Source organism: Microbacterium sp. RURRCA19A (assembly GCF_900156455.1).
Lineage (GTDB): Bacteria > Actinomycetota > Actinomycetes > Actinomycetales > Microbacteriaceae > Microbacterium.
The window spans coordinates 15,041-35,252 of the sequence record NZ_FTNQ01000004.1 but is presented as its reverse complement, the minus strand read 5'-3'; the positions used below and the strand labels follow the sequence as shown (position 1 = coordinate 35,252).

The window sequence follows — 20,212 nt, the reverse complement described above, 5'->3', positions numbered from 1 at the left end:
TCCCGCATGCCGCCACTCATCCGCCTCTCGGGCGTCACCAAGTCGTATGACGTCGACGGCAGCACCGTCACCGCGCTCGACGGTGTCGACCTGGAGATCGCCGCGGGAGAGATCTTCGCCGTCATCGGCCAGTCCGGTGCGGGCAAGAGCACCCTGGTGCGCCTGATCAACGGGCTCGAACGGGTGACCTCGGGCACGGTCGTGGTCGACGGCGTCGACATCTCGACCCTGCCCGAGCGGCAGGTGCGCCCGATCCGCCGCCGGACGGGGATGATCTTCCAGCAGTTCAACCTGTTCGCCTCCCGCACGGTCGCCGGCAACGTCATCTACCCGTTGAAGGTCGCGGGCTGGTCGAAGGCCGACCGCGAGAAGCGTGCGGCCGAGCTGCTGGACTTCGTGGGGCTGCTCGACCGTGCGCACGCCTACCCCGACCAGCTCTCGGGGGGTCAGAAGCAACGGGTCGGGATCGCGCGCGCTCTGGCCACCTCTCCCCCGATCCTGCTGGCGGACGAGTCCACGAGCGCCCTGGACCCGGCGACCACGGCGGACGTGCTCGACCTGCTCCGCCGCGTCAACCGCGAACTGGGCGTCACGGTGGTGGTCATCACGCACGAGATGGACGTCGTCCGGTCGATCGCCGACCGGGTCGCCGTCCTCAGCGCCGGGCGGATCGTCGAGACGGGGACCGCGTTCGACGTCTTCGCCGAACCGACCTCCGAGACCGGGCGGGCGTTCGTCTCCACGGCGCTGCACGACCGCCCGGGCACCGAGGACCTCGCGCGACTGCGCGAGGCACATCCGGGTCGCATCGTGATCGCCGACGTCGTGGACGGCGCCGGGATCGGCGGCATCCTGTCGCGCGCGGCGAGCGCGGGCGTGACCTTCGAGCTGCTGTACGGGGGGATCAGCTCCCTACAGCAGCGGTCCTTCGGCTCGCTCACGGTCGAGCTGACGGGGTCGGATGAATCGGTGGATGCCGTGATCGCGCAGTTGCGCGCGGTCACCCGTGTCGAGGAGGTGGCACGATGACGACACTCAGTGCTCTGATCGTTCCCGCCGCGACGCAGTGGAGCTGGGACCGGTACGGACCGATCCTGCTCGAGTCGATCGGTCAGACCCTCACGATGGTGCTGCTGACCATGGTGTTCGGCGGGATCGGAGGACTTCTCCTCGGACTCGCGCTCTACGTCACCCGTACGGGCGGGGTGCTCCCGAACCGCGCGGTCAACGTGGTGCTGAACCTTTTCGTGAACGTGTTCCGTCCGATCCCCTTCATCGTGCTGATCCTGGCGCTGTCCCCGGTGACGGCGGCGGTGGTCGGGACGGCGATCGGCACCACGGCCGCGGTCGTGCCTCTCTCGATCGCGGTGACGTTCGGATTCTCACGGATCGTCGAGCAGAACCTGGTCACGATCAGCCCCGGTGTGATCGAGGCGGCACGAGCCGCGGGCGCCGGACCCTGGCGCATCATCGCAACGCTCCTCGTCCCCGAGGCGCTCGGCCCGCTCATCCTGGGGTACACGTTCGTCGTGGTCGCCATCGTCGACATGACCGCCGTCGCGGGCGCGGTCGGCGCGGGAGGCCTGGGCTCGTTCGCCCTCACCTACGGCTTCCGCAGGTGGGACTTCCTCACGATGTGGATCGCCATCGGCATCATCATCGTGCTCGTCCAGCTGGCGCAGTTCCTCGGGAACCGGATCGCGCGCCGGATCCTCCGCCGCTGACCCGAACGGTCGCGTCGCCGCGTTCCGGCGGCGCGACCGTTCACGCGACGGCGCCGAGGAACTCGTCGAAGCTCTGCGCGGGGCGGCCGGTCACAGCTTCGACGTCGCCGGACACGCGCGCCAGATCGCCGCTCGCGATCGCGGTGTACGTGCTCACCCAGGCGTCGACCTGCCACGGCGGCGCCCCGTAGACCGCACGCGAGGCGTACGCCTCGTCGAGCGTCTCGTCGAGATGGCGCACCGGATGACCCCGGACGGCGGAGATCTTCTCCGCCACCTCGGCGAGCGTCAGGGCCTCCGGACCGGTGAGGTCGTACGCCGTATCGGTGTGGGCGGCCGGGTCGAGAAGGACCGCCACCGCCGTCGCCGCCACGTCGGACCGCGACACGAGGGAGCAGCGCCCGCCGCCCGCGGGGCCGCGGATGACGCCGTCATCGCCCGCGAAGAGCTCCATCATGTCCATGTAGAAGTTGTCCCGGAGGAACGTCCACGACATCCCCGAGGCGCGGATGATCTCTTCCGTGGCGGCGTGGTCCCGTCCCAGGGTGAACACGGCGTCGGGGGCCGCGGCGAGGAACGACGTGTAGACGATCGACCGGACGCCCGCGCGCGCGGCGGCCTCGACGAACGTCCGGTGGTGCTCGACCCGGTCGGCGGACTCGGACGCCGAGACCATGAACAACGTCTCGACCCCGGCGAGCGCGGCGACCGCGGCATCCGCGTCGGAGTATCCGGCGACGCGGACCTCGGCACCCGCGAGCTCGGGCGCGCGCGACGCGTCGCGGACGAGCAGACGCTGCAGGATGCCCCGGGCCGCGAGGTCGCGGGCCACGCGCCCTCCCACGGCTCCGGTGGATCCGGTGACGGCGATGACGGGCTGCGCGGTCATGCGACCTCCGTGGGGGGTGAGAGTTCGGTCCTCTCAGCGTATTGCGCGGCGCCGTGAGGTGGCCGCGAGATCGCTCAGGATCGAGGTGCCACCAGGCGCGCGACCCGGACACGGACGGTGTCCGCGGGAGCGTCGGCCCCGGCCTGGCGCACGGCGTCGGCGACCGCCGACGCGACCGCCGCGCTGTCGTCGTCCGACGACACGCCGATGCAGACGGTGACCGCGCGCGCCCCGTCCTTCTCGTCGACCGCCGACAGGGATCCCTCGACCTCGGCCATCCGCTCGTACGCGCGCGCCACGACCGGTCGCGCCGAGTAGGACTCCCGGACACCGGCGACAGCGGTCACGGCCAAGTCGATGCGCGGCGCGAGATCGGCAGCGGTTTCCGTCATCATTCGTCCTCCACGTCGACGTGCACATCACCCACGGTGACATCCACGCGCCCCACCCTCAGCTCGCCATGACGCTCGATCGCGGCACGGATGCCGTCGCGCATCAGGTCCACGGTGCGCTGCATCGGATATCCGAACAGCACGCTCACCGTCACCCGCACGTCGAGCGCATCGGTGGGCTCCGGCTGATCGATGCGCACGCGGCCGACCAGGACGCCGGCGACATCGTCGCCGACCGTGCGGATCAGTTCGTAGAGGGCGCCCTCGGTGACGACGAGCTGCGTTCCGTCCGCCGTGCGGGTCAGGGGGATGTCCCGGCCGGCGCGGAACTCGCGCATCACCTCGCGCATGATCTCGTCGTACCAGGACTCCGCGAGCGGTTCCGAGGCCTGCTCGTCGACGATCTCGCGCGAGAGACGGCCCATCCGCTCCATGGATCCCAAGAGGGCCTGACATTCGGCGTTGCGCTCGATCGCGAGGATCCGGGGGGTGCGCCCTCGATCGAGATACGCGGAGAGATCCTCGAGCGAGTATCCCGAACCGCCGACGTCGTCCACGTCGTCCACGTCCTCACTCATCCGATCACCTCCACTCCTGCATGCGTTCCAACACGGTCTTGCGCGCCCTGGCGAGCCGCCCGCGAACGGTGGCGGCGGTCTCTCCGACCTCGGTCGCGATCTCGTCGTAGCTGTGGCCGCCGATCTCGCGGAGCACCCACACGACGCGCAGTTCTTCGGGGAGATCGGCCAGGACCTTCTTCAACGCGTCCATCTGCGACGATGCCACAACCGAGCGCTCCGGGTCATCCCCGACCGACACCATCTCTTCGTCGATCTGCTCGGAGATCTTCCGCGAGCGCATCCGGTCGGTCACCTTGCGGGAGACGATCGTGGTGAGCCAGCTGCGCACTTTCTCGGGGTCGGCGAGGTCGGGCAGTCGCCGCCACGCGGTGATGAGCGCTTCCTGAACGCAGTCGTCGGCATCCGCGCGCGAGCCCGTCAGTTTCGTGGCGAAGGCGACGAGGAACGGGGCGTGGCGACGTACGAGCACTCCGAAGGCGATCTGATCACCGTCAGCCGCGCGTGACGCGAGGAACGCGTCGGTCGCGGTGGACAAAGAGGTCATGCCTGTTCCTGTCAGCAGATTGCCAGGTCGGGTTCGTGACGAATCACGACCCCGGCGCGTCCCCATAGCGAAACACCCCGCGCCCGAAGCGCGCGGACGGTTGACGAAAGGACGAACTCATGGCATCCACCACTCCCACCACCCCCGAGGTCGGCAAGACCGTCATCGTCGACCCCGTGGTCGCCAAGGTCGCCGGCATCGCCGCCGCCTCGGTTCCGGGCGTGCACGCCCTCGGTGGCGGAGCGGCCCGCGTCATCGGCAACATCCGTCAGGCCGTCGGCGCCAAGGACCACGCCCAGGGCGTGAGCGTCGAGGTGGGCGAGACCGAGGTCGCCGCCGACATCGACATCCAGGTCGACTACCCCGAGCAGCTGCAGCGCGTGGCCTCGAACGTCCGTGCCGCCGTGCACCAGGCCATCACCGAGCTCGTCGGCATGAAGGTCGCCGAGATCAACGTCACCGTCGTGGACGTGTACATCCCGAGCGACGACGACGACGAGCCGCAGGAGACCCGCGTCGCCTGACGCGTCCCCGCCCCGGGCCCGTGCCGTACCACGCGACGGCGCGGGCCCTTCGGCCGTCGGAAGACCTCGTCGCGGCGGGCGGCCGGTAACGTCGTGAGCACGCCCCCGATCGAAGGACGCCCATGCGCATCGCTCTCACCGGCTCATCCGGCAAACTCGGCACCGTCGTCGCGCGCGAGCTGCGATCCGCGGGCCACGACGTCATCGGCCTGGACCTCCGTGGCGAGCGTGGACCCGGGTTCGTCCAGGTCGACCTCACCGATTACGGTCAGGTCATCGACGCCCTCGCGGGCGTGAACGACCAGCACGACGGTGTGGACGCGCTCGTCCACCTCGGAGCGATCCCGGCTCCCGGCATCCGGTCGGACATCGCGACGTTCCACAACAACATGACCAGCACGTTCAACGTGTTCTGGGCAGCCGTGCGCCTCGGCATCCACCGCATCGTGTACGCGTCCAGTGAGACGGTGCTGGGTCTGCCGTTCGACATCGACCCGCCCTACATCCCGGTCGACGAGGAGTACGCCCCGCGCCCCGAGTCGGTGTACTCGCTGGTGAAGGTGCTGGAGGAGCGTCTCGCGACCGAGCTGGTGCGCTGGCATCCCTCGCTCTCCATCACCGCGTTGCGCTTCTCGAACGTGATGGTGCCGGAGGACTACGCCGAGTTCCCGTTCGACGCCGACGCCCGGACGCGGAAGTGGAACCTGTGGGGCTACATCGACGCCCGCGACGGCGCCCAGGCCGTTCAGCGTGCGCTCGAGAACGCCCCCGCCGGATTCGACACGTTCATCATCGCCGCCGCCGACACCGTGATGACCCGCCCGAACGCGGAGCTCGTGGCCGAGGTCTTCCCCGACGTCGAGACGCGGACCGACCTGGACGACACCCGGACCCTGCTCTCGATCGACAAGGCCCGGCGCCTGCTGGGGTACGCGCCGCAGCACTCGTGGCGCGATCACCGCTGAGCGGCGGACGTCCGCGGATGCCACACTGGGCACCGTGACCGGTCCGCTCCCCCCGTCTCCTCCCCCGGCGCGGCGCGGTCGGCCCGGGTACGACCGCGAGGGCATGCTCGCGGTCGCCGTGCGGCTGTTCAACGAGCAGGGGTACGACGCCACGAGCGTGGCCGACCTGGCCGCGCGCCTGGGTGTGACGAAGTCCGCGCTGTACCACCACTTCTCGTCCAAGGAGGAGCTGTTGGCGGTCGCGCTGGACAGTGCGCTCGACGCCCTCGAGGCCGTGCTCGGCGAGCCGGGCGCCACCGCGGGGTCCGCCACGGACCGTCTGCGTTTCGTCCTGGGCCGCGCGACCGACGTCCTCGTGACGCATCTGCCGGCGGTCACGCTTCTCCTCCGCGTGCGCGGCAACGGACCGGTCGAGCAGGCCGCGCTGGTGCGCCGCCGCGCGTTCGACCATCGCATCGGCGTCCTCGTCGCGGAAGCGCAGTCCGAGGGCGGCGTCCGCGACGACGTCGAGTCCTCGGTGGCCGCCCGTCTGCTCTTCGGGATGATCAACTCGGTCGTCGAGTGGTACCGACCCGAGGGCGAGGTCGACGGCGACCGGCTCGGGCGCGACATCGTCCGACTCGCGCTCGACGGGCTGCGGGCCGACCCCGAACGCGACCTGTGACGCCGGCACCGCCACCCGAGCGCTCCGACACCCCGGGGTGCACGAGGATTCGAGGGGTTGCGCCACCCCCATGCGACGCAACCCCTCACCCGCCGGCCTCAGATCCGAACATCCGCCTGGTGCGGGCCGTCGGGCGTCGCTCGGACGCCCGCCCCCACCTCTGTCGTGTCCGTCATCCGCGATTCCTTACATCCGGTTCGAGAAGATTTTCCCGGCGACGCCCTGTAAGGATCCGGGCGCGCGCGACACAGCCCCGTCGAGCACACGGGAACGCGCGCCCATGAACGACGAGATCGAGTTCGTCCGGCTGTTCCGCGAGCATTACACCGGCGTCCGACGGTTCATCGAGCGCCGGGTCTCCGATCGCGAGGCGGCCGCCGATCTCACGATGGAGTGTTTCGAGATCGCTTGGCGCAAGCGCACCCCGTCCGAGCCGTTCGGGTTGCCCTGGCTCTACCGGACGGCGCGCAACCTCATCGCCAACGAATACCGACGCCGGGACCGGGAGGAGGCGCTGTGGACCCACATCGAGCACCAGGTGCGCTCTCTCGCCGGGGAACCCGAGTCGGAGATGACCCGACGGCTGGTGGAGGCCGTCCGCGCACTCCCCGTTCGCGATCGGGAGATCCTCTGGCTGACCTATTGGGAGGAGCTCTCCGCGGCAGAGGTGGCCGTGGTGATGTCCCTCAGCCCGGGGAGCGTGTGGACCCGCCTCAACCGGGTGCGCGCGCGGTTGCGACCCGCGTTGCAGGACTCCGCCGCCGCGTGGGAGGAGGTGCCCGGTGACCGACGATGATCTGGTGCGCGCGCTGCGCGCCCTCGACCCCGCGCGGACACCGTCGGACGCGCCCGTGCCCCTGTCCGCCGAGCGACGCCTCCGCGAGATCCTGGACCGCCCTCCGCGCGCGACCGGTGGCGGGCGTCGGCGCGTGCTGCCGGGCCTCGCCGCCGCCGTCGCCGCCGTGGTGGCGCTCGTGGTGGGCGCCGTGGTCTGGTGGCCCGCTCCCACGGCGACCGCGCTGACGCCCGCGCCGCTGCAGTATTCGGCGGTGGACGACGACGTGCCCGCACTTCTCGCCGCCGCGCAGGATCGCCTCGCACAGAACCCCGGGCGCGACGACGCGGTGCGCCGGTCGCTCACTCTGGGGTGGTTCTTCAGCGTCTCCGTCGGCGACCCCGACGCGACGGTGTTCCGACGCGAGTGGGTCGACGTGTCGTGGAACGCCGATCTCTCGGGATCCGTGGTCACGACGACGGCGGAGTCGACCGACGCCGCCGGCGACACGGTGCCCGCCGACGGACCCGCACCGGGCACGGTCGTGGGAGACATGTCGTACGTACGGGGTCAGTTCCACCCGCTCTCGAGCCAGCCGCCACCCGCGACGGTCGAAGGGATGCGGGAGGTCATGACCGCGGCGGTCGGCCCGCCGTCTCCCCTGACGTCCGGCGACGCGATCATCGCGGCGCAGAGCCTGCTGGGCGAGTGGACGTTCAGTGACGCGCAGGAGGCCGCCCTCCTCGATGTCGTGCGCAGCACGTCGGACCTCCGACTGCTCGGCCGCACGACCGACCGTGTCGGGCGCGCCGCCATCGGATTCAGCGGGATCCCGACGGGCACACCGAACACGGATGCCACGCTCCTCGTGTCCCTCGACTCGGGTCGGATCCTGGGGGTCGAGACGAGCCTGCGGGCCGCCGACGAGGATCTCGGGCTTCCGGCCGGTTCGGTGACCTCCTACACGCTGTGGGACGTGGAGGACCGACCGGACGCGCCCCGGGGACCCTGACGAGGGGCGCGGACCGCCGCATCCGGATCCGTGATTCTCGGTCGTCGAGACTCCCCCGCGTCATGCCTTTAAAGGAATGCAGCCTGCACGTGGGAGCGTTTGCACCGCAGGGCGCGGTTCTGTGTGCACGGAATTCCCCACCATCCCGCAATTGGGAGCGATCCCAGGGACAATTTGGACGGCGTATTCAAACTCCACGAGAATCTGGACGCGGGCCACATCGGCGAGACCCCGGGATCCGCTTTCTATCAACTGCATGTGAGCTGCCTCGCGTCCCTACACAGCGAAGGATGCTGCGTGCCAGGCTGAGGCGAGCCGGACGGAAACCGGGGATCGACCGACCGGAAGCCCACCGTTCCCGGCATATTCACGCGAATATTCCGACTGGATTGGCATTTTGGCACTGCATGATGCAAATATGTGCGTGGGGAGGAATCTGTAATGCCACGCGCACGCACAATCACACACGGATACCGGCTCGCCAATGGGTGGGAGAAGATCGACCGGCGTCCTTTGACGCAAGAGGCGGCACAGGAACTGCGATCCCGGGGCTACACCATGGTCATCGCAAAAAGGGGCCTCTTCGACTCGCGCGAGATTTCGCTGAATCAGCCGATACCCGTGCGATGAATAAGAAATAAACACCGCAAGTAGTAAGAATCTCTAACTGAATAGCACGTACCCGAGCCGCACCCGAGCGGCAGAAGAAGCCCGTGCGGACGTCGTCAGCGACACCGCCGGGCTTCTTCGGTTTCCGGAGCATGAGGCTCTCCCCCGCTCCGGTTCAACGACGCCGTCGAGCCGAGGCGGGGAGACGGAGGGTCATGGTGGTGCCGGCATCCGAGGTGTCCGAGACGCTCGCGGACCCCCCGTAGCGGGTCACCGCCTCCTGGACGAGCGACAGACCGATCCCGAACCCCGTGCGGGAAGAGCCGCCGCCGTCCACGGCGTGCGCCGAACGGGCGAATCGGTCGAACACCCGCTCGGGGGCGATCCCGCGGATGCCGGGACCCTCATCGGTGACGTCGATGCGCACGTGGCGGCCGTCGCGGCGCGCCACGACGACCACGATTCCGCCGGCGGGCGAGTGCTTGACGGCGTTGTCGACGAGAGCGACGACGCTCCGCTGGAGGCCCGCCGGAGGGATGTCGACGCGAAGGCCCTCGTCATGGGGCCCGCTCACGAGGTGGACGTCGCGCCTCCGCGCGAGGACGGTCATCGCCGTCACCGCCGACTCCACGATCCCCACGACAGGGGTGGGTTCGCCGCCCGAGGACGTCGGCATCTCCACGGATTCCAGGAGATCGGCGACGACCGCGTTCAACGTCCGCGAGTCCGCGCGGATCTCCTCCACCACCCGCGCGTGGGGGTCGGTGGCCGCAACGGAGCGGTGGAGCATCTGGATCCTGGCATCCAGGATCGCCAGCGGTGTGCGCAGTTCGTGGGACGCGTCGGCGACGAACTCGCGCTGGCGCCGGAGCGCATCCACGAGCGGACGCACCGCCCGGCGAGTGACGAGCAAGCCCAGAAGGCACGCCGAGGCGATGGCGCACACGCCGATGACGACCGCGCCGAGCAGGATGTCCACGGCGTCCACGTCGACGAGCGTCGTGCGGGGGGTCGGGTGCAGCAGGTCGCCGAGGCGGATCTGCGTGAGCACCACCGAGAACGCCGCCACCAGTACGGCGAGCACCAGGACCGATACGGCGCCCGCGATCGTGAGCGCCACTCGCCACGCCGCCGACCGGACGAGCACGCTGTCGGCGTCACGAGGTCGCGTCGGCCGCATCACATCAGCCCCAGGCGGTACCCGCGGCCGCGGACGGTCTGCACGATGCCGGGATCGGTCTTCCTGCGCAGGTAGTGCACGTAGGTGTCGACGGCTCCGGGGGTGTCATCCGGCGAGAAGACGGCGCGGAGGATGTCGTCGCGCGAGAACGTGCGTTGCGGGTGGACAGCGAACAGGGCGAGGAGCGAACTCTCGCGCTCCGTCAGGATGATCCGCCCGTCGTACGGCGAGTACACGGCGCGCGACTCCGGGTAGAACTCCCAGTCGCCGACGCGCACGAACGGCCCTTCCCCGGTCCGCACCCGCCGGATCGCACGCAACCGCGCGAAGAGCTCGTCGAACTCGAACGGCTTGACGAGATAGTCGTCCGCCCCGGCATCCAGACCCCGCACCTTGTCCTGCACGGCGCCGAGCGCGGTGAGGATCAGCATCGGGACGCCCGCACCCGAGCGCCGGAGGGTTTCGACGACGGTCAGCCCGTCGACGGTGGGGAGGCGCCGGTCCACGATCATCACGTCGAAGGTCCGCGAGGTCGCGACATCGAGCGCGTCGCCGCCGTCCGCGACGAGGGTCACGTCGTACACCTCGTCGAGGACGGTGGCCATGACGGGCCCCAGCTGGTCGTCATCCTCCACCAGGAGCAGCCGCGGCCGCGCGCTCCCTGATCCGCTCATGCTCCGCCTCTCTTCCCCCACGCCGACACCGGCCGTGCGCACATCAGATCAGAGTCTGCCGCGAGTGTCCTCCGAGGGATGCCGCGGCCGCCGGCGCCGGTGACCCGCGGCGGGCCCGCATGACGACGACGAGCACCACCATGACCGCCGCCAGCGCGAGGGACACCCACCCGGCGCCCACGCCCACCCCGCCTTCGTCGACCGGCTTGCCGAGCCAGTCCGCCACCGACGCTCCGAGAGGACGCGTGAGGACGTACGCGAACCAGAACGCGAACACGCCGGTCCACCAGGCCATCCGCCAGGCGATGATCGGGACCGCGATGAGAACGGCGAACACCGCGACCGAGGGGAGATAGCCGAGCCCGAACGTGACGGCCGTCAGGTCGCCCACCGCCGTGCCGAGCGCGAACGTGCCCACGACCGCGGCCCAGTAGAACAGTTCGCGTCGCGTCGTCGTGACGTCATGCACCGACAGCGTGCCCTCGCGACGGCGCCACAGGACGAAGACGGATGCCAGAGCGAGCGCGTAGAGCGCAGCGGATGCCTCGTACGGCAGGCCGATCACGACGTGGACGACATCCGCCGCCATGGTCCCGAAGACCCCGACCGCCGCGACCGCGAGCCAATAGGCCCCGGGGAGGTAGCGCCGCCGGGTGAGCTGCCATGCCAGGGCCAGGACGAAGAACACGAACCCCAGCAGCACGGCGACCACCGGATCGAGAGCCCGGATCGAGAAGTCCGACACCGCCTCCCCCAGCGCCGTCGATACGGCCTTCGCGACCCAGAAGATCGGCGAAGGGTCGGGCACTCGCGTCTGCGGCGCGGGACGAGGGTTCGAGGTCATGGCGAAGATCGTGACGCGGTGACTCTGAGATTTCTCTAAGACACCGATGCGGTCGCGAACCGGAGGCGGCTCAGCGGTGACGGGTGCCGCACACGGGCCATTCCTCCCGCGGTAGCATTCGAGCGTGCCGCCCGGGGGAAGAGAAATCATTCGCATCGGGATCGTCGACGATCATCCCGCGGTGATCATAGGTACGGCCGCATTCCTCAATGCGCAATCCGATCTTCGAGTATTGGCGACGGGTTCGACCGTGAACCAGCTCCTGCGCGATTCTCCGGCGCTGGACGTCGTCCTTCTCGACCTGGTCCTGGCGGATCGCTCCAGCCCGGCGGAAAACATCGCTGCTCTTTCCGGAACGCGCGCGCGGATCATCGCGTACACGTCGGGGGACCGACCGCAATTGGTGCGGGATGCCGCACGGGCGGGCGCGGATGGAACGATCCGGAAGAGCGAGTCCCCCCGCGTCGTCGTAGACGCCGTGAGGGCGGTGCACAACGGAGAGGTGTCGGCGACGACGGACTGGGCCGCCGCGTTGGATCAGGACACCCACTTCGTCGATGCCGCCCTGTCGACGCGGGAGGCGGAAGTCCTCGGACTGTACGCCTCGGGCGAGACGGCGGAACATGTGGCACTTCTTCTGCACATCTCGCGCGAGACCGTTCTGGATCACATCCGCCGAGTGCGCGCCAAATACGCCGCGGTCGAGCGGAAGGCCACCACCAAGGTCGATCTGCTCAGGCGGGCCGTCGAGGACGGCATCGTCGAATTCGGACAATGAGAATCCGGCATCCGCTCAGCGCCGGCGATCGAAGCCCCTCGGTCGACCGATCGCTCGGCATGCTCATGTCGCTGTCGGCCGTCGTTCTGATCGTGGCGGAATACACCCGGGCGGCGAGCCAGGTGGGGTCCTTCAGCGCCTGGTGGAACGGGCTCGGGGCGGCCATGGTCCTTCTCGTCCTGACGAACGCGGTCGTGGGCCGCCGCGCCTCGGAGGCGACCCTGCAGCTCACGTGGGCCGCCGTCGTCGTCCTGGTGATCGTGCTGGAGATGACCGTGTTCCTGGCGTACCGCGGCCCCGACCCCGACGCGCTGTTCCCCTGGGTCTGGCGGTTTGAATCGGTGGCCGTCTGCTATCTCGTCCTGCTGGCCGCTCCCCCCGTGGCGGTGATCTTCCCGCTCCTGGCCGCGTTCCTCCCCGCACTGTCGGGCATCGTCTTCCTGGGGCGCGTACCCGATCTCATCGCCGCCCAGACACCGCTCCATCTGGGCAACATCGTGTTCGTCGTGCTGTTCCTTGCCATGCGTTCGCGTCTGGTCGCCCTGTCCCGGGCCGAGAACGCCGCCCGCGCGGAGGAGGCGCGTCGCGCCCTGCTGGATGCGCGGGCGCGCCGCGAGGAACAGCTCGCGCGCGTCGTGCACGACGAGCTGCTGTCGGTGTTCTCCGTCGCGCTCCACCTCACCGGCCCCACGCCCGACGTGGTGCGCACCGAGGCGGGGCGCACCCTGCGCCGGCTGCGGGGAACGCTCGTCGCCCCCGACGACGGGGCGATGGTCACCGGCCTGGACGCGCGGAGCCGGATCTCCGCGACGCTGCGGGAGATCCTGCCGGATGTGGTGCTGACGAGCGACGGGGATGCGTCGCTCGTGCCGAGACGGGCCACCGAAACGGTGCGCGCGGCCGTGGCCGAGGCCGCACGCAACGTCGCTCGTCACGCTCCGGACTGCGCCGTGGAGGCGAGGGTTCGCGCCGCCCACGGAGCCCTCTCGGTGTCGCTCACGGACGCAGGACCGGGATTCGTGCTCGAACGGATCCCGCCCGAACGTCTGGGGGTGCGCTCCAGCGTGATCGGCCGGATGCGGGATCTTCCCGGCGGCGACGCCCGCATCGACAGTTCCCCGGCGGGCACGACGGTGGTCGTGGAGTGGCATCCATGATTCCGCCCGCCGCCGGATCGGGCCTCGACGGACTCCCCGCGAGGGTCGCCCTCCTGTTCGTGTGGATGACGGGGATCGCGCACGGTCTGGAAGTCCACGCCTTCGCGGTCGACACGGGCCTGGTGCTGCTCGCCTACGCCTTGGCGGCCGTCGCGGCCGTCGCGGTGACTCTTCCACCCCGGGGACGACTCCCGGCGGCACCGACCGCGGCGGTCGTGTCGCTCGGGGCGACGATCGCCGTGATCGTGCTGACCTCCCCGGACGTGTCGCACATCGTCTGGTTGTTCGATTTCGCGTCGTACCCGATCGCGCTCCTCATTCCCCGCGGCCGACCACTCGTCGGCGGCGTCTGCCTCGTCCTGCTGATCGCGGCGGGCACCGGCTGGGCGCTGACGAGCGGCGAGGCCGATCCGTCCTGGGGACGGATCGTGTCCGGGCCCCTCGTCGCGGGAGCCATCGGCTTCATTTGGCTCAGCACCCTGCGCCGCATCGTCCGGCGCGAGACGTCTGCGCGCTCCGATCGGGAGCGCGCCGAGATGCTGTCCGATGCGGCGGTGACGGCGACCCGCGCGTATCAGGACGAACTCGCCCGCGTCACAGATGAGAGCGAGCCCCTCCTGCGCGACATCGCCGCGGCGGATCACCTGGACGAGCGCACTCAGCGCCGGATCGGGATCGTCGAGGGCCGGATCCGAGACCGTCTCCGCGCCGGCGACCTGTTCCATCCGCGCGTGACCGCCGCCATCGACGCGGCCCGCGAGGGGGGCGTCCGCGTCCTCCTCATCGGGGGCGGGGGCGTCGACGACGAGGGGATCTCGGACGAGCTCGCCGACCGGATCGTGGAGATTCTCGAGCTGCCGGGGCTCGAGCATGTGACCGTGCGGAGACTCCCCCCGGGGCGGACGGCCGCGGTGTCCGCCGTGGCCGGTACGACGCAGGGCACGGTGCGGGCGGCCTTCGATCGATCCGGCAACGACGCCGGGATCCGGCCGGACACCTCGGCGTCCTGATATCCGCCGAGCGGGGCGTCAGAGGGCCGCGTCCTCCCGGCGCGGCGTCGCCGAAGGCGCTAGGAGCGCCCGCACCAGGCCCCGCGCGAGCGTCAGCACCACGACCAGGATCGTCACCGCGAAGAATCCGCCCAGCTTCACGGCGTCCCCGAACAGGAGGGCGATGAGCTCCAGGACGACGAACTTGCTCCCCGGCAGAAGGAGGACCAGCGTCGCGATGTTGACCGCGCGTGCCACTCCCGTCCGTGCGCCGCGCAGTCTCGCGACCGTCGCTTTCTTCACGGCCAGCAGGATGTCCATCACGATCTTGAGGACGACGGCGGTGAGGAGGGCGAGGAGGAAGGATTCGGCGATGACGCTGGGGAAGAGTTGGATGAACGCCCCCAGCACCACGAGGTAGACGAGGACGTCGACGAGATCCGTCGCCCGCACTCGCAGCTTTCTCGGCCACCAGGCGCCGCGCGAGGTCGCGCTCATGACAGCGGCCAGATCAGGGGCACGTAGAACACGGCCATGACGACGAAGAACACGGCCAGAAGGATGCCGAGCTTCCAATAGTCTCCGAACCGATACCCGCCCGGCTCGAGCACCATCAGGTTCGCCGGGGTGGCGATCGGAGTGAGGAAGGATGCCGCTCCGGCCACCGTCAGCGCCATCATGAACGGCTGCACGGAGGCGCCGAGGGTCGTGGCCACGGCCACCGCGATCGGCGCGACGATCAGCACCGTCGCCGTGTTGCTGATGAGCTGCCCCAGGACGACGGTGAGGACGACCAGGGCCAGCAACGCGATCTGGGGGCCGGCATCCCCGACGACGGCGAGGAGCCAGCCGGCGACGAGATCTGCCGTGCCGGTCTCGGTGAACGCCGTGGAGAGCGGGATCATGCCGGCGATCAGCACGACCGTCGTCCAGGAGATCGAGTGGTACGCCTGCGACGGCGACACCGTCCGAGTCAGGACAAGAGCGCACGCGGCGAGGAGAGCCGCGACCGCGGGGGGAACGAGACCCGTGGCCAACAGCACGACCATGAGTCCGACGATCGTCATCGCGCGCTTGGCTCCGACGCCCAGCGGAACCGAACGACGCAGCTGCGCGGGGGTGTCCACGACCAGGACCTCGGGTCCTTCCGTGCGGGCGACCAAGTCGTCCCACGCCCCCTGCAGCAGGAGCACGTCACCGAGCTGCGCACGGAACTCGCCCGCGCGCAGGACCTCCTCGCCGCGACGCGCGGCCAGCAGCACCAGGTCGCCACTGGGCGTGACCATTCCCGGTGTCATCCGCACCCCGATCAGGGGCGACCGCGGGGGCACGATGACCTCGGTCACGCCCCGAGCCGGTCCCAGGATCAGCCCGGTGTCGCCCTCGAGCGAATACTGCCGCCGGAGGAGCCGCGCGTGGTCGGACAGGTCGACGGACATCACTCCGCCGTTGCGCTCGGGCAGCAGTCGGCGGCCGAAGACCACCAAGATCGCCACCGTGCCGACCAGCAGGGGCGCACCGACGGCGGCGAACTCGAAGAAGCCGAACGCGCGGCCGCCGTTCTCGGCGGCCACCTCCGACACGATGATGTTCACGGGCGTCCCCGTGAGCAGGAGCATCGAACCCGCGTGCGCGGCGAAGGCCAGCGGCATCAGCAGCTGGGAGGTGTGGATCCCCGCTCGCGCCGCGACCACGACGACCAGCGGGAGGAGCGCCGCCACGGCACCGTTGACGCTGATGAGGGCCGTGAGTCCCGCGACGAGAAGGCTGAGGATGACGAGCAGGGTGACGCGACGCGTGCCGGCCCGGGCGATCACCACCTTCCCCGCCCAGGCGGTGACCCCGGTGGCATCCAACGACTCGCTCACGACGAAGAGCGCCGCGATGAAGAGGACCGTCGGGTCACCGAAGCCGGAGAGCGCAGTCGACAACGGCAGCACTCCCGTGAAGTAGAGCGCGAGAGCGACTCCGATGGCCACGACGCCGAGGGGAACGCGGTTGCTGACGAAGGCGACGACGGCGAGCAGAAGGATCGTCAGCGTCGCGACGATGGGGTCCATCTCGGCACCGATTCGAAGGAGAAGGGCGAAGGTCGGAGGCCCGCGGTCAGGCGGACGCATCCAATCCGAAGTGCGCGGCGGCGTGCAGCAGCAGACGCGCGCCGAAGCCCGTCGCCCCCGCCGACCGCCAGGAGTCGTCCTTCTCCGTCTGCATCGTGCCGGCGATGTCGATGTGCGCCCAGGGGATGTCGCGCACGAAGTGGGACAGGAAGAGTGCGGCGGTGGTCGCTCCCGCGTAGGGACCGCCGAGGTTGGACATGTCGGCGATCGAGGAGTCCAGCTGCGCCCGGTACTTCTTCTCCAGAGGCATCCGCCACACCGGTTCGTCGGTCGCGGCGGACGCCGCGAGGGCCAGGTCGGCCGTGGCCGGGTCGTTGGAGAAGAACGGCGCGGTCGACCCGCCGAGGGCCATCAGCGCGGCGCCGGTGAGGGTGGCGATGTCGATGATGGCATCCACCTCGTCCTCCACGGCGAGCGCGAGGGCATCCATCATGACCAGGCGCCCCTCGGCGTCGGTGTTCTTCACCTCGACGGTGGTCCCGTCGCGGGCGACGAGGACATCACCCAGCTTGTACGCCGTTCCGGACGGCATGTTGTCGGTGCACATCAGCCAGCCCGTGACCGCCGCCGAGACGCCGCTGTCGCGCAGGGCGGTGAACGCGCCGAGCACGGCCGCGGCCCCCGCCATGTCCATCTTCATCAACAGATGCATCGGGTCGGACGGCTTGAGGCTGATCCCGCCGGAGTCGTACATGATGCCCTTGCCGACGAGCCCGAGGTGGCGGGTGCCACCGCCCGCCGGACGGTAGGCGAGCTTGACCATGCGCGGTTCCTCGGAGGACCCCTGGTTCACCCCGAGCAGGCCGCCGCAGCCGAGTTCGACGAGGGCGGCCCGGTCGAACACCTCGACGTCGAACCCGTACGTCGCACCGAGCTCGACGGCGACCTCCGCCATCCGTGTCGCCGTGAGGCGTCCGGGCGGGGTGTTCGCGAGGTCGCGCGCCACGACGGCGGCGCGCGCGGTGATGCGCGCCGTTGCCGCTCCCCGCTCGATGGCGTCGTCGGCGACCCCCGCGACCGAAAGCCGGAGCGACTCGAGCGGGACGCGCTTCGACTCGGATTTCAGACCCGTGTAGCCGTAACGTGCGAGCAGAACCCCCTCGACGAGCGCGGCAGGCTCGGCAGGTCCTGCGCCGTCCGGCAGGTCACGCTCCACGACGAGCGCGATGCGCGCCCGACGGGCCGCGGCGCGGGCGAACGCGGCCGCGACGTCACGGAGGAGCGCCGGGGTCAGGTCGCCCGGGGCGCCCCCGCCGACCGCGATGAGATCGGGCCCGGAAGCCACCGGGATGGAGAGGATGCTCCCCACCTTCGCGTCGAAGCCGGCTCGAACGAGCGCCTCGCGATCGAGTCCGAGCGCGGGCGGCACCTCGCCCTCGGCGAAGACCACGTAGCCGACGGCCTCGGCGTCCTCCGCTCCGTCACCCCGGGTGACGACGACCGCGTCGAGCTCGACGAGGCCCGGCACGGACGGGGAATCGATGGATGCGGTCTCCTGCGTCATGACGACGTCTCCTTCTGTGCCACCGGGTTGAGGGGGATGCTCGCGTCGATGGCATCCGGGTCGTCGGGCTCCACCTGTTCGGGCAGTTCCCCGGCGATACGGCCCGGCATGCGGGTCGCCGGGATGATCGCCAGCAGCGCGAGGCCGGCGAGCGCGAGGAGAGACACCTTCAGAGCCAGCACGCGTCCCTCTTCGTTCACCTGGATCGCAGCGGCGGTCTCGGCTTCGGAGGCGCTCGTCGTCTGCAGGATCGCCTCCAACTGGGTGTTCGTGAGGAAGTCGGCCTCGTTGATATTGACCTCGCTGATGAGCTGCGGAGAGATCTCGGGGTGCGCCTCGGCGCTCGCCTGAAGGGTGGCGGCCAGGATGCCGACGGCGAAGGCGCTGGCCACGGCGATCCCCACCGAACCGCTGAGGTTGTGGACGAGGCCACGCCAGGCTCCCACGTCACCGGCGAGTTGCTTCGGGGCCGACGAGAGGAGCGTGTTGAAGACGAGGGCGACGATCGCTCCCTGGCCGAGGCCCAGGAGCACGAGGCCGATCACGATGAAGACCTGGCCCCAGTCGCCGCGGATCGTGAACGCGATCAGCGACAGCGCCGCCGCCACCACCACGAACCCGACCGACCCGATGATCCGCGGCGGCGCAACCTTGTAGAGGTAGGCCACGAAGGTCGACGCCAGGAAGATCGAGATCGTGTAGGGGATGATCGAGAACGACGTCTGGATGCCGGTCAGACCCTGCACCACCTGCATGTACAGCGGGATCAGGAAGTTCGCCGCGGTGCCGACGAACAGCATGATCGACATGCACGCGGTGATGGCCAGTTCGGTTCCGGATGCCAGCACCCGCAGGTCGAAGATGCGCGGGGCGCCCTCGCGCTGACGTTTGCCGACCCACAGGAAGAACAGCTGTCCGCCGATCAGTCCGAGGATGATGAGCAGCGGCGCGGGGGAAACACCGAGGACGTCGAAGGGGGCTTGCGCGGTGGCCAGCCACAGACCCCACGAGTTCAGCCCTGAGAAGCCGAAGCTCAGCAGGATGATGGACACGGCCGCCAGGAGTGCACCCGTCCAGTCGATCCGGAGATCGCGCTGCGCAGGGACACGCTTCAACCGGAAACTGAGCAGCAGATTGACCACGCCGAGGGCCACCATCAGGGCGAAGGAGTACCGCCACCCGATGGTCTCGGCGAACCAGCCGGCCAGAAGGAGGGCGAGGATGCCGGCGAGCGGGATCGCCGCGGCCAGGAGCCCGATCGCCTTCGCCTGGCGATCGCCGCTGTAGTTCGTGGCGATGAACACCGTCAACGCCGGTGCGATCAGGGCGATGACCGCACCCGACGACGCCTGCGCGATGAACAGCATCCCCGGGCTGAGGCTCAACGCGACGGCCGCCATGGCCGCCGCGTGGATGGCGACCGCGATCTGGAAGACACCGCGGGTGCCGAAGCGCGCGCCGATCTTCGCACCAAGAAGGATGAAGGCGGCCATCGCGAACGTGCCCGCGGTGATCGCCGTACCCACCGACGTGGCCGGAGTGTTGAGATCGGTGGTGATCCCCGCCATCGAGACGGTGAGGGCATTGACGGCGAACGACGCCTGGACCTGCGTCAACACCACGACGATGAGCGGAAGCCACGACGCCGTGCCCGTGGTCGTCGCGGCCGAAGTCTTCGCATCCGTCATCGTGACCTTCCCAGTGGACTCTCGAGAGCGCCGGTGCCGGGCACCGGCGCTCTCCTTCGGATGGTGGAGGAGTGGGCTCAGCCGAGAGCCTTGACCTTCAGCCGGTCGAACTCGGCCTGCGAGATCGTCCCGGCGTCCAGGAGTGCCTTCGCCTTCGCGATCTCATCCGCGGGGGTCAGCGTCTGACCCGCGACGGACTTGATGTACGCGGCCTGGGCCTCCTCGTAACGAGCGGCCTGCGCCTGGCTGCGCTCCCCCATCCCGCGACCGCGGACGATGAGGTACACCAGCGCGGTGAGGATCGGGAAGAACACCAGGAATATGACCCACGCCGCCTTCGCCCACCCGTTCAGCTTCCGGTCGCGGAACAGGTCGCCGATGACGGAGAAGAGGACGAACAGGTAGCTGATGAAGATGAAGACGGCCAGGAACCACCAGATCAGGTCCCAGAACGAACCCCAGAATCCGTGGTATTCGACGGCGGAGATGGGAGTGATGGTCTCGGAGAATCGCACGGGGCGTGCCTTTCGGGTTGACGACGCGAAGCTTCGCCAGAATAGGAGCCGTCCCCGCGGCGCACAGGGTGGAGCGGCGATATC

22 protein-coding genes are annotated in these 20,212 nt (G+C 69.9%); 10 read left to right on the top strand and 12 right to left on the bottom strand.

The features are described 5' to 3' along the window. Positions 1–6 precede the first annotated feature (6 nt). Together BW982_RS14475 and BW982_RS14470 are read left to right on the top strand one after the other, a co-directional pair. On the top strand, positions 7–1,029 hold the full coding sequence (locus tag BW982_RS14475) for a methionine ABC transporter ATP-binding protein (protein WP_076494432.1): 1,023 nt from the start codon (positions 7–9) through the stop codon (positions 1,027–1,029). Next, a complete protein-coding gene (locus tag BW982_RS14470; RefSeq protein ID WP_076494430.1) occupies positions 1,026–1,724 on the top strand; it encodes a methionine ABC transporter permease in 699 nt (232 codons plus the stop codon). Before BW982_RS14475 ends, BW982_RS14470 begins: the two co-directional genes overlap by 4 nt. A 40-nt stretch (positions 1,725–1,764) precedes the next feature. Here the strand turns inward: BW982_RS14470 and BW982_RS14465 are convergent, their stop codons facing one another. The 4 genes from BW982_RS14465 to BW982_RS14450 all read right to left on the bottom strand — a co-directional run bounded on the left by BW982_RS14465 (position 1,765) and on the right by BW982_RS14450 (position 4,130). Beyond that, positions 1,765–2,613, bottom strand: a complete 849-nt coding sequence (locus BW982_RS14465) for an SDR family oxidoreductase (protein WP_076494429.1) — start codon at positions 2,611–2,613, stop codon at positions 1,765–1,767. 74 nt (positions 2,614–2,687) lie between these two features. Next, complete coding sequence (locus BW982_RS18295) at positions 2,688–3,005, bottom strand: hypothetical protein (protein WP_076494427.1); 318 nt, start codon at positions 3,003–3,005, stop codon at positions 2,688–2,690. Next, positions 3,005–3,583, bottom strand: coding sequence for an Asp23/Gls24 family envelope stress response protein (locus BW982_RS14455; protein WP_076494426.1), 579 nt, complete (start codon positions 3,581–3,583; stop codon positions 3,005–3,007). The genes BW982_RS18295 and BW982_RS14455 overlap by 1 nt, the downstream gene beginning before the upstream one ends. Before the next feature lie 4 nt (positions 3,584–3,587). Continuing rightward, positions 3,588–4,130, bottom strand: coding sequence for an RNA polymerase sigma factor (locus BW982_RS14450; RefSeq protein WP_076494424.1), 543 nt, complete (start codon positions 4,128–4,130; stop codon positions 3,588–3,590). A gap of 119 nt (positions 4,131–4,249) precedes the next feature. On the opposite strand from BW982_RS14450, the gene BW982_RS14445 reads away from it, so the two are divergent. From BW982_RS14445 to BW982_RS14425, 5 genes are all read left to right on the top strand, one after another. Then, positions 4,250–4,654, top strand: coding sequence for an Asp23/Gls24 family envelope stress response protein (locus BW982_RS14445; RefSeq protein WP_076494423.1), 405 nt, complete (start codon positions 4,250–4,252; stop codon positions 4,652–4,654). Positions 4,655–4,776: 122 nt separating this feature from the next. After that, positions 4,777–5,619 carry an NAD-dependent epimerase/dehydratase family protein gene (locus BW982_RS14440; RefSeq protein ID WP_076494421.1) on the top strand — a complete coding sequence of 281 codons (843 nt, stop codon included), beginning with the start codon at positions 4,777–4,779 and terminating at the stop codon, positions 5,617–5,619. A 103-nt stretch (positions 5,620–5,722) separates the two neighbouring features. Beyond that, positions 5,723–6,283, top strand: coding sequence for a TetR/AcrR family transcriptional regulator (locus BW982_RS14435; protein WP_083696731.1), 561 nt, complete (start codon positions 5,723–5,725; stop codon positions 6,281–6,283). A 280-nt stretch (positions 6,284–6,563) separates the two neighbouring features. Further along, a complete protein-coding gene (locus tag BW982_RS14430) occupies positions 6,564–7,079 on the top strand; it encodes an RNA polymerase sigma factor (RefSeq protein WP_076494417.1) in 516 nt (171 codons plus the stop codon). Next, on the top strand, positions 7,066–8,070 hold the full coding sequence (locus tag BW982_RS14425; protein ID WP_076494416.1) for a hypothetical protein: 1,005 nt from the start codon (positions 7,066–7,068) through the stop codon (positions 8,068–8,070). Before BW982_RS14430 ends, BW982_RS14425 begins: the two co-directional genes overlap by 14 nt. A 784-nt stretch (positions 8,071–8,854) precedes the next feature. Here the strand turns inward: BW982_RS14425 and BW982_RS14415 are convergent. From BW982_RS14415 to BW982_RS14405, 3 genes are read right to left on the bottom strand one after another with little or no spacing between them, the layout of a single operon-like run. Further along, entirely contained in the window at positions 8,855–9,799 is a 945-nt protein-coding gene (locus BW982_RS14415; RefSeq protein WP_254845613.1) for a sensor histidine kinase, read from the bottom strand. 59 nt (positions 9,800–9,858) lie between these two features. After that, complete coding sequence (locus tag BW982_RS14410) at positions 9,859–10,533, bottom strand: response regulator transcription factor (protein ID WP_076494411.1); 675 nt, start codon at positions 10,531–10,533, stop codon at positions 9,859–9,861. 43 nt (positions 10,534–10,576) lie between these two features. Then, on the bottom strand, positions 10,577–11,377 hold the full coding sequence (locus BW982_RS14405) for a COG4705 family protein (RefSeq protein ID WP_076494409.1): 801 nt from the start codon (positions 11,375–11,377) through the stop codon (positions 10,577–10,579). Between the two features lie 124 nt (positions 11,378–11,501). Here BW982_RS14405 and BW982_RS14400 point away from each other — a divergent pair, with 124 nt between their 5' ends. Genes BW982_RS14400 through BW982_RS14390 form a run of 3 tightly spaced genes read left to right on the top strand, consistent with a single transcriptional unit; the run spans position 11,502 to position 14,322 of the window. Next, the gene (locus BW982_RS14400; RefSeq protein WP_083696729.1) at positions 11,502–12,155 is read left to right on the top strand and encodes a response regulator transcription factor; all 654 of its coding nucleotides are present in this window, start codon (positions 11,502–11,504) and stop codon (positions 12,153–12,155) included. Further along, positions 12,152–13,312 (top strand): sensor histidine kinase, encoded by a 1,161-nt coding sequence (locus BW982_RS14395; RefSeq protein WP_076494407.1) that lies wholly within the window; start codon positions 12,152–12,154, stop codon positions 13,310–13,312. The genes BW982_RS14400 and BW982_RS14395 overlap by 4 nt, the downstream gene beginning before the upstream one ends. Next, entirely contained in the window at positions 13,309–14,322 is a 1,014-nt protein-coding gene (locus tag BW982_RS14390) for a hypothetical protein (RefSeq protein ID WP_076494405.1), read from the top strand. Before BW982_RS14395 ends, BW982_RS14390 begins: the two co-directional genes overlap by 4 nt. 18 nt (positions 14,323–14,340) lie before the next feature. Here BW982_RS14390 and BW982_RS14385 read toward each other — a convergent pair whose 3' ends face one another. The 5 genes from BW982_RS14385 to BW982_RS14365 form a co-directional block, all read right to left on the bottom strand. After that, a complete protein-coding gene (locus BW982_RS14385; RefSeq protein ID WP_076494404.1) occupies positions 14,341–14,799 on the bottom strand; it encodes a hypothetical protein in 459 nt (152 codons plus the stop codon). Next, the gene (locus tag BW982_RS14380) at positions 14,796–16,361 is read right to left on the bottom strand and encodes an SLC13 family permease (protein WP_076494402.1); all 1,566 of its coding nucleotides are present in this window, start codon (positions 16,359–16,361) and stop codon (positions 14,796–14,798) included. Before BW982_RS14380 ends, BW982_RS14385 begins: the two co-directional genes overlap by 4 nt. A gap of 46 nt (positions 16,362–16,407) precedes the next feature. Continuing rightward, the gene (locus BW982_RS14375; protein ID WP_083696728.1) at positions 16,408–17,925 is read right to left on the bottom strand and encodes a leucyl aminopeptidase family protein; all 1,518 of its coding nucleotides are present in this window, start codon (positions 17,923–17,925) and stop codon (positions 16,408–16,410) included. Next, complete coding sequence (locus tag BW982_RS14370) at positions 17,922–19,613, bottom strand: MFS transporter (protein WP_083696727.1); 1,692 nt, start codon at positions 19,611–19,613, stop codon at positions 17,922–17,924. Before BW982_RS14370 ends, BW982_RS14375 begins: the two co-directional genes overlap by 4 nt. Positions 19,614–19,690: 77 nt before the next feature. Continuing rightward, the gene (locus BW982_RS14365) at positions 19,691–20,128 is read right to left on the bottom strand and encodes an SHOCT domain-containing protein (protein ID WP_083696726.1); all 438 of its coding nucleotides are present in this window, start codon (positions 20,126–20,128) and stop codon (positions 19,691–19,693) included. Positions 20,129–20,212: the final 84 nt, after the last annotated feature.

What these genes read in the sequence shown, in the direction of transcription:
- BW982_RS14455 (WP_076494426.1), bottom strand. Translation starts at nt 3,583, where the DNA reads ATGAGTGAGGACGTGGACGACGTGGACGACGTCGGCGGTTCGGGATAC.
- BW982_RS14450 (WP_076494424.1), bottom strand. Translation starts at nt 4,130, where the DNA reads ATGACCTCTTTGTCCACCGCGACCGACGCGTTCCTCGCGTCACGCGCG.
- BW982_RS14390 (WP_076494405.1), top strand. Translation starts at nt 13,309, where the DNA reads ATGATTCCGCCCGCCGCCGGATCGGGCCTCGACGGACTCCCCGCGAGG.
- BW982_RS14375 (WP_083696728.1), bottom strand. Translation starts at nt 17,925, where the DNA reads ATGACGCAGGAGACCGCATCCATCGATTCCCCGTCCGTGCCGGGCCTC.
- BW982_RS14385 (WP_076494404.1), bottom strand. Translation starts at nt 14,799, where the DNA reads ATGAGCGCGACCTCGCGCGGCGCCTGGTGGCCGAGAAAGCTGCGAGTG.
- BW982_RS14445 (WP_076494423.1), top strand. Translation starts at nt 4,250, where the DNA reads ATGGCATCCACCACTCCCACCACCCCCGAGGTCGGCAAGACCGTCATC.
- BW982_RS14395 (WP_076494407.1), top strand. Translation starts at nt 12,152, where the DNA reads ATGAGAATCCGGCATCCGCTCAGCGCCGGCGATCGAAGCCCCTCGGTC.
- BW982_RS14435 (WP_083696731.1), top strand. Translation starts at nt 5,723, where the DNA reads ATGCTCGCGGTCGCCGTGCGGCTGTTCAACGAGCAGGGGTACGACGCC.
- BW982_RS14440 (WP_076494421.1), top strand. Translation starts at nt 4,777, where the DNA reads ATGCGCATCGCTCTCACCGGCTCATCCGGCAAACTCGGCACCGTCGTC.
- BW982_RS14405 (WP_076494409.1), bottom strand. Translation starts at nt 11,377, where the DNA reads ATGACCTCGAACCCTCGTCCCGCGCCGCAGACGCGAGTGCCCGACCCT.
- BW982_RS14380 (WP_076494402.1), bottom strand. Translation starts at nt 16,361, where the DNA reads ATGGACCCCATCGTCGCGACGCTGACGATCCTTCTGCTCGCCGTCGTC.
- BW982_RS18295 (WP_076494427.1), bottom strand. Translation starts at nt 3,005, where the DNA reads ATGACGGAAACCGCTGCCGATCTCGCGCCGCGCATCGACTTGGCCGTG.
- BW982_RS14430 (WP_076494417.1), top strand. Translation starts at nt 6,564, where the DNA reads ATGAACGACGAGATCGAGTTCGTCCGGCTGTTCCGCGAGCATTACACC.
- BW982_RS14475 (WP_076494432.1), top strand. Translation starts at nt 7, where the DNA reads ATGCCGCCACTCATCCGCCTCTCGGGCGTCACCAAGTCGTATGACGTC.
- BW982_RS14370 (WP_083696727.1), bottom strand. Translation starts at nt 19,613, where the DNA reads ATGACGGATGCGAAGACTTCGGCCGCGACGACCACGGGCACGGCGTCG.
- BW982_RS14470 (WP_076494430.1), top strand. Translation starts at nt 1,026, where the DNA reads ATGACGACACTCAGTGCTCTGATCGTTCCCGCCGCGACGCAGTGGAGC.
- BW982_RS14465 (WP_076494429.1), bottom strand. Translation starts at nt 2,613, where the DNA reads ATGACCGCGCAGCCCGTCATCGCCGTCACCGGATCCACCGGAGCCGTG.
- BW982_RS14410 (WP_076494411.1), bottom strand. Translation starts at nt 10,533, where the DNA reads ATGAGCGGATCAGGGAGCGCGCGGCCGCGGCTGCTCCTGGTGGAGGAT.